Genomic DNA, 14,937 nt, shown 5'->3' on the forward strand with positions numbered 1-14,937 from the left:
CGTCAACGCTGACGCGGAGGTAACGATGGACATCGCCATTGGCTCGCTGTATTTCGCGGTCTGCATCACCCTGCTGGTCCGCATGCTCTCGCGGGGCTCGCTGCTGTCGATCCATCTCGGCCTGCTGGCCCTGTTCTCGATCGGCTACATGATCGTGCCGCTGCTGATGAAGACGGAGTCGCTGCTCGCGCCGTTCGACCCCGAGACCATCGCGGTGGCGCTGTCCATCCACTTCCTCTACTTCCTGTCCCTCCTGCTGGGGTTCGCCTGCGTGGCCGCGGCGCGCAACATCCGCACCTTCTCGGCGCCGCGCCTCGATACGCTGATCGACACCCACCGCGGGCTGCTCTTTTGCGCATGCTTCGTCATCTATGTGATCTATTTCTTCACCAACGACCTGACCAGCTACTCGTCGGACGATTTCGAGCGGTTCTTCCACGAGCGCAGCCCCTACTCCGCGCTGATCGCGGCGGTGGCGGGCTATGCCCAGGCGCTGATGGCCGTGACCTTCGCGCTGAGCGCGCAGCGCTCGTCCCGCCTGGCGCGGCTCGCGATGGGGGCCGGCTTCGCCGTCATACTCGTCCTGCTGCTGTCCGCGGGGCAGCGGCTGGCGGTGCTGGCGCCCTGCATCATGCTGTTCGTGGCATTCGCCAACTTCGGCCAGAAGCGCAAGGCCTTCAAGATCCTGGCCGGCTCGGTGGCGATCCTGCTGCTGCTCAGCCCGTTCGCGGTCTATCTGCGCGAAGCCAGCACGCTGGCCACCGGCAAGGCCAAGATCCTGGAGGCCGCCTCGGGCTTCAGCTACGGCGACAGCACCGCGGGCACGGCGCTCAAGTCGATCGCGGAGCGGGCCGACCTGCTGGTCAACACCATCCACCTGAAGACATACATCGACCATCACGACTACGTCGGCCCCGAGTACTACTATTCGGTGCTGATCAGTCCAGTTCCCCGCCTGCTGCTCGGGGAAAAGCCCTATCCGGTCAGCTCCGACGGCACCATAGACGGCGAGATATCCAATCTGGCGTGGCGCATCATCGTCGGCTGGTCCACCGGCAGCCTGACCGCGTTCGGCGCGATCACGGCGTACCGGCAGGGCGGCTGGCTGGTGCTGATCATCGACGGCCTGCTGGCCGGCGCGCTGGGCGCCTACCTGTGCCGGAAGCTGGCGGGGGGCGGCGGCGTCGGCGGGATGTTCTACGTCATCATCCTGCCGATCATCGCCGTCAAGCGGGTGCCCGCCAGCCTGATGGAGGCGCTCGCGGACATCCTGCCGATGCTGCCGGTATTCCTCCTGCTCGTGGTGCTGGACCGGGTGCTTCAGGGGCGGGCCCGGCGGCGCGCCCGCCGGTACGGGTACAAGGCGGCGTCCGGCTTCGGCGCGCGGCCCGGCCCGGCCGCGGCCATCCCGGTCGCGCCGGCTAGTGTGGCCAGCGCCGCGGCGCGCGAACCGACCCTGCCGGCGGGGCAGTGAGCCCCGGCGGGCCGGCATCGCGCGCGGCGCGGTGTCGTGAGTCGGCGTGGGCCGGTGTGAGTTGGCGTGAGCCGATGCTATTCCTGGCTCACGCGCGCGGCCGCGGAAGTCTGCGCGGGTTGCGGCCGCGCCAGCGCGAACAGCGCCTTCTCCAGTTCGCCGAGCACCATGTCGCGGTCCAGGTGCTGCTCGGCCCAGCGGCGCCCGGCCGCGCCCAGGTGCGCGCGCAGCGCGGGCTGCGCCGCCAGCGTGCCGATCGCGCCGGCCAGCGCCGCGGCGTCGCCGGGCGGCACCAGCACGCCGCATTGCGCCAGCGCGCGGCCAAGCTCGGTGGCCGGCTGCGCCGTGGCGACGACGGGCCGCGCGCTGGCCAGCATGCCGGTCAGCTTGGACGGCATCACGAGGTCGGCGGCGCCGGCGCGCTGCGGCAGCAGGTGGATGTCGGCGGCGCACAGCAGCGCGGCGAACATGGCGGCCGGCTGCAGCGGCAGGAAGCGCACGCGCGGCAGCCCGGCGCAGTCCGCCTCCAGTGCGGCGCGTCCGGCGCCGTCGCCGCAGAAGACGAAGTGCAGCGTGTCGTGGTCCTTCAGCAGGCGCGCGGCCGCGGCCATGACGTCGAGCCCCTGCTTGGCGCCCATGTTGCCGGCGTAGAGCGCGAGCACGGCGCCGGGCGGCAGTTCGAGCATGCGCCGCGCCAGCGTGGCGTCGGCGCCGCCGGCGGCGCCGATCTCGCGCAGGTTGACCCAGTTGGGCAGCAGCGCGGCGCGCTGCGCCGCGGCGCCCTTGCCGCGCGCCAGCGCGACCATCGCCTGCGAGATCGACGAGACCCGGTCGAAGCGCGCCATCAGGCGCTGCTCCACGCGCCGCGCCAGGCGCTGCAGCCAGGGCCGGCGCAGCAGCCCCAGCGCGAAGGCGGCGTCGACCTCGTAGTCCTGCACGTGCAGCCAGGTCTTGCAGCCGCTCCAGCGCGCGAACAGCAGCGCGGCCGGCGCGCACATCAGCGGCGGCTCCACCACGAACAGCACGTCGGGGCGCCAGCGCAGCTGCAGCATCAGGCTGGGCAGGCTGGACACGGCGAAGCTGGCCAGGTGCAGCAGGCGCGCGAGGCCGGTGGGCCGGGCCGGTACCCACAGCGGCGCGCGGAACACCTCCACCCAGCGGCGGCGCTCGCGCCGGTACCGCCAGGCGCGGTAGCCCTCGGCCACGCGCCACGCCGGGTAGTACGGCGGCGCCGTGACCACGCGCACCTCATGGCCGCGCGCGGCCAGCCATTCGGCCTGCTCGCAGGTGTACTTGCCGATGCCGGTCAGCTCGGGCGCGTAGTTGAGGCAGTACATCAGTATCTTCATGGCGCGGCGTCCCCGGCATGGTGATGTGGCGGCGCGCGTCAGCCGGCCGTGTCCATGATCCGCACGCAGCCCGCGGCGATGGCGCGGCCCGCCGCGCCGGGCGAGTGGGCCAGCGCGGCGGCCTGGCAGCGCGCGGCGCTGGCGGCGTCGCCGAATTGCGCGGGCACCTGCGCCAGGCGCCGGGCCAGCGCGGCGGCGTCGCCGGGCTTGAAGTACAGGCCGGTGACGCCGTCGCGCACCAGCTCGCCGGCGTCGTCGTTGTTGACGCTCACCACCACCGGGCAGCCGTAGCTCAGCGCCTCGCGCACCAGCGGGTGCCAGCGCTGGTCCGCCTCGGGCAGCACCAGGCAGCTCGCCTTGCGGTACTCGACCGCGACGTCGGCCGGCGCCATCGCGCCGAGAAAGCGCACCGAGGCGCCCAGCCCGAGCGCGTTGGCGGCCGCGCGCAGGGCGCCGTAGCCGGCGCCCTTGCCGACCAGCGACAGCGTGGCCGCGGGCCACTGCGCGCGCGCCGCGGCGAACGCGCGCAGCAGCAGCGTCATGGCGGCGCTGTGCACCAGCGCGCCCACGTACAGGTAGTGCGGCGCGTGCGGCGGCGGCGCCAGCTCGGCGCGCGCGCGCAGCTCGGCGGCGGCGTCGAAGCCCTCGGGCAGCGCCGCCGGCGGGCGGCAGGCGAAGATCCGGCGCGGCGGCACGTCGGCGGCGATGGCGCGCGCGCAGCCGCGGTCGGTGCCGACGAACACGCCGTGGCAGCGGCGCAGCAGCACCGCGTCGGCGAGCGCGCCCAGGCGCCCGGGCATGCTGGCGAAGGCCGCGCCGTGGAAGAACGCCGCGCGCCGCCGCTGCATCGCCATGCTGGCCAGCAGCATGGTCCAGTTCTCGATGCGGGTCTGCCCGGCCAGGATCACCAGCGCGCCGGGGCTCAGCGCGATGGCGCGCACCTGCTGCAGGCAGCGCCGCCACAGCCCCGCGCCCGCCGCGCCGGCGGGAAACACGATCTGGCCCGGCCACAGGCCGCCGGCGCCCGGCGCCGCGGCGGGGGTCGCGCTTGCCGGGGCGACGCGCGCGGGCGCCGGCTTGTCGGGGTTGCGGAACAGCGGCTTCATGTCAGGCCTCCACACGTTGTGCGGGCGCGGTGCCGTGCGGCAGCCTCCCGCTCTGCAATGCATCCAGGTACGCCAGCCGCAGGCCGTCGCGCAGCGCCACCGCGGGCTGCCAGCCGGTGGCGGCGAGCGCCGCGCAGTCCAGCCGCTTGCGCGGCGTGCCGTCGGGCTTGCGGTGGTCGAAGACGATGCCGCCGCGAAAGCTCACGGTCTGCGCCACCAGCGTGGCCAGCTCGCGGATGCTGACCTCCTCGCTGCTGCCCACGTTGAGGAAGCCGGCCGGCGCGGTGCGGCGGTACACCTCGCGCGGCAGCGCCATCACGTGCAGGCAGGCCGCGGCGAGATCGTCGGCATAGAGGAATTCGCGCAGCGGCGCGCCGCTGCCCCACACCGGCACGTGCTCGGCGTGCGCCATGCCGGCTTCGTGGAAGCGCCGCAGCAGGCCCGGGATGACGTGGCTGTTGTCGGGGTGGTAGTTGTCGCCGGGGCCGTACAGGTTGGTCGGCATCACGCAGCGGTAGTCGGTGCCGTACTGGCGGTTGTAGCTCTCACACAGCGCGATGCCGGCGATCTTGGCCAGCGCGTAGGGCGCGTTGGTGGGCTCCAGCGGCCCGGTCAGCAGCGCGGCCTCGCCGATCGGCTGCGGCGCGAACTTCGGGTAGATGCAGCTCGAGCCGAGGAACAGCAGGCGTGTCACGCCGGCGCGCCAGGCCTCGTGGATGACGTTGGCCGCGATCATCAGGTTCTGCTGGATGAACTCGGCCGGATAGGTGTGGTTGGCGTGGATGCCGCCCACGCGCGCGGCCGCCAGGTAGACCTCGTCGAGCGCCTCGGCGGCGAAGAACGCGCGCACCTGCTGCTGGTCGGTCAGGTCGAGCTCGGCATGCGCGCGCGTGACGGTCTCGGCCTCGGCGCGCGCCTGCAGCGCGCGCACGATGGCCGAGCCGGCCATGCCGCGGTGGCCCGCGACGAAGACGCGCGGTGGCCGCGCGGCGCGCTCACTCATGATGGTCGTAGGCCCGGAAGCCGGCCAGCTTGACGAAGGCGTCGCGGCGCGCGGCGGCGAAGTCGGCCTGCACCATCTCGCGCACCAGCTCGGCGAAGCGCGTGCGCGGCGCCCAGCCGAGCCGCTCGCGCGCCTTGCCGGCGTCGCCCAGCAGGGTCTGCACTTCGGTCGGGCGGAAATAGCGCGGGTCCACGCGCACGATCACATCGCCGACCTTGCAGCGCGCCGCCACCGGCGCCGCGTGGCGGTCGATGGCGGCCACCACGCCGGTCTCCGCCTCGCCCTCGCCCTCGAAGCGCACCGCGATGCCCAGCTCGGCCGCCGCGCACTGCACGAACTCGCGCACGCTGTGCTGCTCGCCGCTGGCGATCACGTAGTCCTCGGGCTGGTCCTGCTGCAGCATCAGCCACTGCATTTCCACGTAGTCGCGCGCGTGGCCCCAGTCGCGCAGCGCCGACAGGTTGCCCAGGTACAGCGTGTCCTGCAGCCCCAGCGCGATGCGCGCCACCGCGCGCGTGATCTTGCGCGTGACGAAGGTTTCGCCGCGCTCGGGGCTTTCGTGGTTGAACAGGATGCCGTTGCAGGCGTACATGCCGTAGGCCTCGCGGTAGTTCACCGTGATCCAGTAGGCGTAGAGCTTGGCCGCGGCGTAGGGGCTGCGCGGATAGAACGGCGTGGTCTCGCGCTGCGGGGTCTCCTGCACCAGCCCGTACAGCTCGGAGGTGGAAGCCTGGTAGAAGCGCGCGTGCTTTTCCATGCCGAGGATGCGCACCGCCTCGAGCAGGCGCAGCGTGCCCAGCGCATCGGTGTTGGCGGTGTACTCCGGCTCCTCGAACGACACCTGCACGTGGCTTTGCGCGGCCAGGTTGTAGATCTCGTCGGGCTGCGACTGCTGCACCACGCGCACCAGGCTGGCGGTGTCGGTCATGTCGCCGTGGTGCAGGATGAGGCTGCGCCCGGGCGCCTGCGGGTCCTGGTACAGGTGGTCGATGCGCTCGGTGTTGAACAGCGAACTGCGGCGCTTGACGCCGTGCACCTCGTAGCCCTTGGCGAGCAGCAGCTCGCACAGGTAGGCGCCGTCCTGGCCGGTGATGCCGGTGATCAGCGCGCGCCGCGCGCGCGGCGGCGTGCCGCCGCCGCCGGTGCCGGGCTCGGGCAGCGTTTCGCGCGCCGCGAGCCGGCCGAGGGGATCGAGTTCATGTGCGCCCATAGATGTCTGCCATGCGGATGATGTCGTCTTCGCCGAGGTAGGAGCCGGACTGGATCTCGATCAGTTCGAGCGGGATGCGGCCGGGGTTTTCGAGGCTGTGGGTCTCGCCGATCGGGATGTAGGTGGACTGGTCCTCGGTCAGCAGGTATTCGACGTCGCCGCGCCGCACGCGCGCGGTGCCCGACACCACCACCCAGTGCTCGGCGCGGTGGTGGTGCATCTGCAGCGAGAGCTTGGCGCCGGGTTTGACCGAGATGCGCTTGACCTGGTAGCGCGCGCCGTGGTCCACCGCGTCGTACGAGCCCCACGGCCGGTACACCTGCCGGTGCCGGGTGGCCTCGGGGCGGCCCTGGCCGCGCACCAGCTCCACCAGCTGCTTGACGTCCTGGCAGTGGTTCTTGTGCACCACCAGCACCACGTCGGGCGTCTCCACCACCATCACGTCGTCCAGCCCGGCCACCGCCACCAGCCGGTGCGAGGCATGCACCAGGCAGCCCTGCGCGCGGTGCGTGACCACGTCGCCGATCGCTACGTTGCCGTCGGCGGTCTTGTCCGCGGCCTGCCACACCGCGTCCCACGAGCCGACGTCGCTCCAGTCGGACGCCAGCGGCGCCATCTGCGCGTCGCGCAGGTGCTCCATCACGGCGTAGTCGATCGAGTCCGCGCGGCAGGCGGCGAACGATTCGGCGTCGAGCCGGAAGAAGTCGAGGTCGCGCTGGCCGCGCACCATCGCCTCCTGCGCGGCCAGCAGGATGTCCGGCGCGAACTGCTCGAGCGCGGCGAGATAGGTCGAGGCGCGGAACAGGAAGATGCCGCTGTTCCAGAAGCAGTTGCCTTCCTGCAGGTAGGCCGTGGCGACGTCCAGCGAAGGCTTCTCGACGAAGCGCGTGACCGCCATCAGCGCGGCGGCGTTGCTGGGCACGGCCTTGATGTAGCCGTAGCCGGTGGCGGGAAAGGTGGGCGCCACGCCGAGCGTGACCACCACGCCGGTGGCGGCCACCGCGCCGGCCTCGCACACGGTGCGCGCGAACGCGGCGCGGTCGTGGATCAGGTGGTCCGAGGGCAGCACCAGCAGCACCGGGTCGGCGCCGCCCGTGCGCGCGTGCAGCGCGGCCACGGCCGCGGCCGGCGCGGTATTGCGCGGGTGCGGCTCGAGCATGATGGCGCCCAGCTCGCAGCCGGCCTCGCGCGCCTGCTCGGCCACCACGAAGCGGTGCGCCTCGTTGCTGACCAGGATGGGGCACTGCGCGCCGGGAATCTCGCGCACGCGCAGCAGCGTGTCCTGCAGCAGCGAGTCGCGCCCGAGCAGGCGCAGGAACTGCTTGGGATGGCCGTCGCGCGACAGCGGCCACAGGCGCGAGCCGGCGCCGCCACACAGGATGACAGGCACGATCCGGTTGTCGTCAGGCATGGCACGCTCCTTCACGCAACACGAAGTCCGGCGCGCGCGGCGGGCCGGGTGGCGGGTAGTGAGCAGACTGTATGCCGCGCCCCGGACGGGGACTGTTGGCTAGCACACACAGGGGCGGCGGCCCCGAATGCCACGTCCCCGCCGGGGCGGGGACGTTCGTTGCGAAGGTACTGCGACGGATATTGCGACGGATATTGCGACGGATATTGCGACGATATGCGGCGCGCGCGTCAGCGCGCCCAGTAGCCGGGCCGCATGGTCCAGCCGCGCGGCCCCTGCACCCAGCGCTCGGGCACGTAGCGCTGGCCCGCGCGGGCGCGGGTCCAGTAGCCGCCGCGCCAGTCGTAGCGGTTGCCGGCGGCGACCCAGTGGCCGGGCACCCAGGCCTGGCCGGGACGCGCGCCCGGGCGCGGCTCGTAGCGCGGCGGCGGCGGGGCCGGGCGCACGTAGGCCGGCCCGCCGTGGTAGCCCGGCGGATAGGCCTGCGCCTGCGCCGGCGAGATGATGCCAAGCGCGGCGCCGGCGGCGATGGTGGTGAGGGCGAGCAGCAATTGGCGTTTCATGATTCGGCTCCCAGTGATGCGGTTGGTGCGTATGGTGCGGGTGGTACGGCTGCGGCGGTGCCGGCCGCGCGGCGCTCAGTAGCGGTCGTGGTAGCGGTAGGGCGGCGGGCCGCCGCGCGGCGGCACCACGATGCAGGCGGACAGCAGCGCGGCCGTGGTGGAAAGCAGGACGACGAGGGCGATGGCGCGTTTCATGTCGGGGGCTCCGTGACTGGCGTGGGGTTGAACACGGCTTCACTGTAGCCAGCGGCATGGCGCCGGTGTGCTTGCACTTGTAAGGGGTGTTCACATTTGCGCGGGCCCGCGCGGGGCGCGCGCGGCGCTTTCGCGCGAGTCCCGCGGCGGCTCGCCAGGCCTTGCCGGCATTGGGCGCGCGGCCCGCGCCGCGTACCTCGCGCGGCACCCGCCGCGCCGGCGCGAAGTCCCGCGCAGGCGTAATGTGGCGTTACATCGGAAATAATTCGCGCAAGGTTTTGCGCGTGCGGGCGGCGCGTTCCGGGCCTGCCGCCGCGTGTCCGCCGGCGCGCGCGGCGGCGCTGCACTGCTTGGGGGCGCGGCGGCCGGCGGCGGGTGCGCACTGCCGCCGGCGATCCCCGCGGCAGTGCGCCGGCGCCGCGCACGCCACGCCGGCCAGTGGCATGAACCTTGCGCGGTGCGCTTCGTCACGGGAGAACGCCATGCCCATCCTCGTCGTCGTACTCGCGCTGCAGGCCCTGGTGCCGGGCGCCACCACGTTCGTCGCGATCGCGCGCTACGACAGCGCGCGCATTGCCGCCAGCGCCGGGCCGGGCGGGCTGCCCTGACCTCATCCCAACCGCCGACAGGAGGCCAGTGAAATGAACCGTAGCGACGTAACCGACCTGATCATCGAAGCCAAGGTGACAAAGGGCATCCGCTGGGCCGACGTGGCCGCCAAGGTCGGCAAGAGCAAGGAGTGGACGACCGCGGCCTGCCTCGGCCAGATGGCCTTCGACGCGCCGGGCGCGCAGGCGGTGATGGAGATCTTCGGCCTGCCGCCCGAGGCCGGGCCCTGGCTGCGCGAGGTGCCGTACAAGGGTTCGCTGCCCACGGCGGTGCCAACCGATCCCCTGATCTACCGCTTCTACGAGCTCGTCAGCGTATACGGCACCACCTTCAAGGCGCTGATCCACGAGGAGTTCGGCGACGGCATCATGAGCGCGATCGACTTCCGCATGGACCTGCGGCGCGAGCCCGACCCCAACGGCGACCGCGTGCGCATCGAGATGTCGGGCAAGTTCCTGCCTTACAAGACCTACTGAAGCCCGCCGGGCATCCGGCGGCGCATCGCGCAGAAACGGGTACGCCCGCAGGGATTTCGCAAGAAAACCTCCGCAGAAACGGGTACGCACCCGGTGCCGGGAACGGGACCGGGGTGCGCTTTTTCGTGCAATCCGGCTGCCCCGACCGGCCCAGGGAGGCTGGCGCGCGCGTGAAACCGCCCGCGCGTCGGCTTTTCGGGGGGCTGGCGGCCTGCCGGCACGGCCGCCGCGATCACGCAGAAACGGGTACGCAACCGGGTTTTCGCTGCCCGCAGAAACGGGTACGCTGCGCGCCGCAGGCGCTGCGGGGACGCTGCGGAGGACATCTCGGGGGACACCACGGAGGTGCGCCGCGCAGGCGGGCGGCAGCGCCCGGGCGCGGGACCAATTGCGTAAATATGAAAATGCATGCTGGCGGCTAGATGAAAAAAATGATATACAATACCCGCGCTGATTTCCGCCGGCGCGCCGGGGTCTAGGCGGGCGTGCCCGGGCTGACCTGCAAGGTCACCACCAGCGACTGCAACACCGACATCGGGATCGGTTTCGAGAACACGCGGATATGGGGCGGGACGCCCCCGCGGTCGGCGATCGCGTGCTTGTCCAGCGACGTGACCACCGCGATGCGGGTGGCGGCGAATTCCTGCTGCGCGTCGATGGTGCGGCACAGGCGGAAGCCGTCGATGCCGGGCATGATCAGGTCCAGCACGACCAGGTCGGGCTTGCTGCTGCCGATCAGCAGCAGGCCGTCGTAGCCGTTGGTGGCTTCGAGGATCTCGACCGGCGGATCGAGCGTCTCGAGCGCCATGCGGTAGATCTGCAGCAGATGTTCGTCGTCTTCCACCAACAGCACGCGAAACGGCCTGGCGGGCGGCGCCGGTGCCCTGCGCGCGGGCGCGGACTGGTGGCGCTGCTCCGCCACCATGCGGTCCACCGCGTCGGCCGGGATCCGGCGATGCCCGCCGTCGGTCTTCCACGCGGGCAGCCGGCCGTTCTCGACCCACAGCTGGACCGTGCGCAGGGAGACGCCAAGCATCTCGGCCGCGGTCTTGGTGGAATAAAAGCGCAGATCGGTCATAGAGCCTCTTCAACTGCCGCAGCGTGCACGGGGCGAATGTGCGGCGTTGCATATCGTATTTTTTTCATTATTCTTCGGAAAGCGGCCAAAACGCAACTTAATGCCAGAAAAGCGCGCAACGATGATAAGGCATCGCTAAATGAGACCGGAGGAAATGGCGCGCGCAGCACCGGGGCCGGCAGCGCCGCGCGGCCTCTCCCGCGGGCCCGGGCCGGCTTGCCGGTGCCGCCCGATGGATCATACTGTGAAGCTTTGCCACAAGGAGAGACTGCCCGGAACGCCCAAGGGCAGCGGCACCGGGGGAGCGCACGGACCGCAGCCGCGCGCGGATAGGTGCGCAGGGTCATAGGAGTGGCGCGAGCCGGTTCCGGTTATCCGGCGCACGCGCGTATCGAAGGCTGGGATTCACGGCTGTGACGAACAATATTCTGGTTTTTTGGTAGCTTTCCCATGAGCCTGGAAATCTACCGACAGGCACTGGCAAGCCCGCATCGTTCCGCGCGACATCCGTTCTGGTCAGGTGTGGTCATCGTCGTCGGCATCTGGGCCGCGCTGGGCGCCTGGGCGCTGTGGGACCGCGCCACCGAGATGCGCCATGTCCATGCCAGCCTGGCGCGCGTGGCCGCCATGCTGGGCGAACAGGCCGAGCGCACCCTGGCCGAGGCCGATCACGTCGCCTCCCTGATCGGCGGCACCGTGGCCGAACGCGGCCGCGCGCCGCCGCTGGCGCATTGGGCGCGCAGCGGCACCCTCGTGATCGAGCCCTTCAGCGAAGTCTCCGTGTTCGACCGCGCCGGCACCCTGCGGGCCTCGACCAGCGCGAGTCTCGCGCCGCCCGACCCGGGCGACCCCCAACTCTTCGACCTGCACCGCCAACGCTTGCCGCCCGCGCTCTACGTCGGCGTGCCGCTGCCCGGGCGCATCGGCGGCCCGTGGTCGATCCAGCTTTCCAAGGGCATCGTGTCCCGGGCCACGGGCCGCTTTCTCGGCGTGGTGGTGGTGTCGCTCGATCCGGGCTACCTGTCGCAGGCCTACGCGCGCGCCGGGCTGGGCGCGTCCGGCGCGGTGCTGCTGGCCGGCACCGACGACTACGTGGTGCGCGCGCGCTGGAGCGAGCAGGGCCGGCAGCCGGGCCAGGTGCTGATGCCCGGCTCGGCGCTGCGCCGGGCGCTGGCCGCCACCGGCGAGAGCCAGGTCACGAGCATCGGCGCGGGCGGCGTGCGCGACCGCGTGGCCGCCGGCACGCCCGACGGCGCCGAGCGCATCTACGCCATCCGGCGCCTGCCGGGCTACGACCTCGCGCTGCTGGTCGGCGTGAGCCGCCGCGCGGCGATGGCCAGCTACCACGACCGCCTGTGCGCCGCGTTCGGCATCGCCGCGCTGGTCACGGTGCTGGTGCTGTTCTTCCAGGTGCGCCAGCTCGCGGCGCTGCGCGCGCTGGCCGCGCTGGCCGACCGCGAGCGCGTGGTGCGCGACATCCTCGCCGAGAAGAAGCAGCACCTGCGCGGCCTGTTTCTCGCCATGCCGGACGGCGTGGCCGTGTTCGGCGCCGACCGCGTGATCGACGAGACCAACACCGCGCTGTGCGAGCTGCTCGGCGTGTCGCTGCAGCGGCTGCGCGGCGCCACCCAGCGCGAGTTCGTCCACTGGCTCTACCGCGGCCGCCAGCCGGCGCGCCAGGCCTGCCGCGCCGAACAGCTGCTGGCCGAGCTGGACCGCGCGCAGGCGGGCGCCGAGTTCGCCGGCATCATCGAGTTCGACATGGCGGTGTCGCCGGCCTACGAGGTGCGCATCGTGCATGCCGGCGGCGGCGGCGGCGGGCTGGTGCTGGTGCTGCGCGACATTACCTCGCAGCTGCGCCACGACCGCATGAAATCGCATTTCGTCTCGGCCGCCGCGCACGAGCTCAAGGCGCCCGTGGCGGGCATCGCCGGCTACGCCGAGCTGCTCGGCGCGGACGTGGTGCCGCCCGAGCGCCGCCGCGGCATCTACCACGCCATCCACGCGCGCGCGCGCCAGCTCAACGACCTGCTCTCCGACATGCTCGACCTGGCCCGCATCGAGGCGCGCAGCAGCGGCGCGCTCGAGCGCCAGCGCGTGGACATGGCGGCGCTGGTGCGCGATGTCGTGGCGGGCGATTTCGCCGAGCACGGGCGGGTGCGCGTGAGCGCGCCGCAGGCGCCGCTGTGCGTGCTCGGAGACCGCGTGCAATTGACGCAGGCGGTGCGCAATCTGGTGGAGAACGCGCTTAAGTATTCTGACGGCAAGGACGAGGTCATCGTGACCGTGTGGACGCCGCAGCAGGAGCCCGACAAGGTGTCGGTGCGGGTGGAAGACCGGGGTATCGGCATGACGAAGGAAGAAGCAGGCATGGCGTTCGACAACTTTTACCGGGCCAACCGCCGCGGCAATGCCAAGGGCAACGGCCTCGGGCTGGCGATCGTGCGCGAGATCGTGGCGGTGCATCAGGGACAGATCGCGCTGAGCAGCGAGATCGGCAAGGGCACCGTGATCACGCTTAGCCTGCCGGCGGCGGCGGCATGATGCGCTGCTTGCGGGTGGTGCCGGGCCAGGGCGCGCGGCCGCCGGCGTCGGCATGGGTGGCGGCGTTGGCCGCGGGCTGCCTGGCGCTGTGGCTGGTCGTGCTGCTGGCCGCGCACGACGCGCGCGCGCGGGTGGAGCGGACCGCCACGGCGCTGCGCGACAACCTCGAGCTGGCGCTGGCCGACACGCTCGGCATTGCCCACCAGGACCACGCGCTGGCCGGCGTGCCGTGCCGCGGCGTGGCGCGCCAGTTGCGCGAGCAGGGCGCCTACACCGCCTACGTGCTCGACGTGGAGCTGGTGGCGCGCGGCATGCGCTACTGCTCGGCCGTGCGCGGCGAGATGGCGCTGCCGCTGGACGAGCTGCTGCCGTGGCGCCCGGGACTGCAGTACCGGCTCGCCGCGGCCGGCCCCGGCAAGGGCACCGCGCTGGCGGTGTTCTCCGGGACCGCGCCGGGCCAGGGCGTGCTGGTGTGGGTGGACGGGCGCTACCTGGCCGACATGGTGCAGTCGGCCGGCCGGCTGGGCTTCGCCGACATCGGCATCGAGGTCGCCGGCACGCGCTTCATGCTGGGCGCCGGCAAGGCGGCCGGGGCGGACGAGGCGCCCGGCCACGGCGAGGCCGCCGGCGTGCCCGCGCTGGTGCCGCGCGACACCGTGTGGCAAGGCGGCGACGGCATCGTCGACGTGCGCCAGCTTGCCGGGCATCCGATCGCCGTCGTCGCCGGCGCGCCGCGCAGCATGATCTTCCACGAAGGCCTCAAGTACCTGCTGCTGCCGCCGCTGGCGGCCCTGCTGGCCGCGCTGGCGGCGTGCGCATGGCAGTCGCGGCGCGCCGCGCGCCGCTCGTTCGCGGCCGAGCTGCGGCGCGGGCTGCGCCAGGGCGAGTTCGTGCCGTACTACCAGCCGCTGGTCGATCTCGAAAGCGGCTTGTGCACGGGCGTGGAAGTGCTGGCGCGCTGGCAGCATCCGCGGCGCGGCCTGCTCGAGCCGGATGCGTTCATCCCGGCGATCGAGCGCCAGCGCCTGGCGGTGGCGCTGACGCTGTGCCTGATCCCGCAGGTGTTGCGCGACTTCGCCGCGCTGGCGCCGGTGCCGGCGTTCCACATCGCCTTCAACATCACCGCCGAGCACTTCGACGACGCCGGCTTCTGGGCCGACGACTCCGCGCTGTTCGCGCTGCTGCAGGCCAACGTCACGCCGGTGCTGGAGATCACCGAGCGCGACGCGGTCTCGCTGGCCGAGCCCCAGCGCAGCGCGATCCAGCGCGCCAAGGCACGCGGCATCAAGCTGGCCGTGGACGACTTCGGCACCGGCTACTGCGGCCTGGCGTACTTCAAGCGCTTCGAGGTGGATTTCCTCAAGCTCGACCGCCTGTTCGTGCAGGCCGAGCCCGGCGACAAGGTCAGCGGCCAGATCGTCGACGCCACGCTGAGCTTTGCCTACGCGCTGGATCTCGCCGTGGTGGCCGAAGGCATCGAGTCCGAGCCGCAGCGCGCGCTGCTGGCGGCCAAGGGCGTGCGCCTCGGCCAGGGCTATCTTTTCGCCCGTCCGATGACGGCGGCCGCGCTGCGCGAATGGCTGCCCGCGCGGCTCGAGCCGGCGCCGCCGGCGCCGTCCTCATGGCGTGTCCACAAGCCGCACGATCCGGCCCGCGAAGTGCCGCTCGGTGCGTAAATATGAAATGGACACCCTATTCAAAAGTGAAAAAAATGATATAGAATCGAATCCATAGCCTTGCTTCCCCGTCGGGCTATGCGACTCCCTGCCGGGATCCCCTTGCCGGCCAGCGCCTCGTGACGACACGCGAGGCGCTCTTTTCATTCCTCTCCCGCTCTCCCGCTCTCCCGCTCTCCCGCTTTCTCTCCGTCTCCCCGCCGCGACGCCGGCCATGCCGCGCGAACAAAGCAGGACGCCGCC

12 protein-coding genes are annotated in these 14,937 nt (G+C 72.1%); 5 read left to right on the forward strand and 7 right to left on the reverse strand.

Features of this window, described 5'->3' with window-relative positions:
- The first annotated feature begins 25 nt into the window (after positions 1-25).
- Positions 26-1,474 carry a hypothetical protein gene (locus ACWTPI_RS20170; RefSeq protein WP_454732526.1) on the forward strand — a complete coding sequence of 483 codons (1,449 nt, stop codon included), beginning with the start codon at positions 26-28 and terminating at the stop codon, positions 1,472-1,474.
- A 77-nt stretch (positions 1,475-1,551) separates the two neighbouring features.
- On the opposite strand, the gene ACWTPI_RS20175 is transcribed toward ACWTPI_RS20170, so the two are convergent.
- The 6 genes from ACWTPI_RS20175 to ACWTPI_RS20200 form a co-directional block, all read right to left on the reverse strand.
- Entirely contained in the window at positions 1,552-2,823 is a 1,272-nt protein-coding gene (locus ACWTPI_RS20175) for a glycosyltransferase WbuB (protein WP_029043681.1), read from the reverse strand.
- Between the two features lie 38 nt (positions 2,824-2,861).
- Positions 2,862-3,929 (reverse strand): glycosyltransferase, encoded by a 1,068-nt coding sequence (locus ACWTPI_RS20180; RefSeq protein WP_454732527.1) that lies wholly within the window; start codon positions 3,927-3,929, stop codon positions 2,862-2,864.
- A gap of 1 nt (position 3,930) precedes the next feature.
- On the reverse strand, positions 3,931-4,932 hold the full coding sequence (locus ACWTPI_RS20185) for a GDP-L-fucose synthase family protein (protein ID WP_020203309.1): 1,002 nt from the start codon (positions 4,930-4,932) through the stop codon (positions 3,931-3,933).
- Positions 4,925-6,142, reverse strand: coding sequence for a GDP-mannose 4,6-dehydratase (gene gmd / locus ACWTPI_RS20190; protein WP_454732528.1), 1,218 nt, complete (start codon positions 6,140-6,142; stop codon positions 4,925-4,927). Before gmd ends, ACWTPI_RS20185 begins: the two co-directional genes overlap by 8 nt.
- The gene (locus ACWTPI_RS20195; RefSeq protein WP_454732529.1) at positions 6,129-7,553 is read right to left on the reverse strand and encodes a mannose-1-phosphate guanylyltransferase/mannose-6-phosphate isomerase; all 1,425 of its coding nucleotides are present in this window, start codon (positions 7,551-7,553) and stop codon (positions 6,129-6,131) included. The genes gmd and ACWTPI_RS20195 overlap by 14 nt, the downstream gene beginning before the upstream one ends.
- Before the next feature lie 230 nt (positions 7,554-7,783).
- On the reverse strand, positions 7,784-8,116 hold the full coding sequence (locus ACWTPI_RS20200; RefSeq protein ID WP_454732530.1) for a hypothetical protein: 333 nt from the start codon (positions 8,114-8,116) through the stop codon (positions 7,784-7,786).
- A gap of 677 nt (positions 8,117-8,793) precedes the next feature.
- Here ACWTPI_RS20200 and ACWTPI_RS20205 point away from each other — a divergent pair.
- Entirely contained in the window at positions 8,794-8,919 is a 126-nt protein-coding gene (locus ACWTPI_RS20205) for a hypothetical protein (RefSeq protein ID WP_020203314.1), read from the forward strand.
- A gap of 33 nt (positions 8,920-8,952) precedes the next feature.
- Positions 8,953-9,396, forward strand: a complete 444-nt coding sequence (cynS, locus tag ACWTPI_RS20210) for a cyanase (RefSeq protein WP_454732531.1) — start codon at positions 8,953-8,955, stop codon at positions 9,394-9,396.
- 475 nt (positions 9,397-9,871) lie between these two features.
- Here cynS and ACWTPI_RS20215 read toward each other — a convergent pair whose 3' ends face one another.
- A complete protein-coding gene (locus ACWTPI_RS20215; protein WP_020203316.1) occupies positions 9,872-10,474 on the reverse strand; it encodes a response regulator in 603 nt (200 codons plus the stop codon).
- Positions 10,475-10,924: 450 nt separating this feature from the next.
- On the opposite strand from ACWTPI_RS20215, the gene ACWTPI_RS20220 reads away from it, so the two are divergent.
- Positions 10,925-13,018 carry an ATP-binding protein gene (locus tag ACWTPI_RS20220; protein ID WP_081651415.1) on the forward strand — a complete coding sequence of 698 codons (2,094 nt, stop codon included), beginning with the start codon at positions 10,925-10,927 and terminating at the stop codon, positions 13,016-13,018.
- On the forward strand, positions 13,015-14,694 hold the full coding sequence (locus ACWTPI_RS20225) for an EAL domain-containing protein (RefSeq protein ID WP_454732532.1): 1,680 nt from the start codon (positions 13,015-13,017) through the stop codon (positions 14,692-14,694). Before ACWTPI_RS20220 ends, ACWTPI_RS20225 begins: the two co-directional genes overlap by 4 nt.
- The last annotated feature ends 243 nt before the right edge of the window (positions 14,695-14,937 follow it).

It is taken from the genome of Cupriavidus ulmosensis (assembly GCF_977008105.1).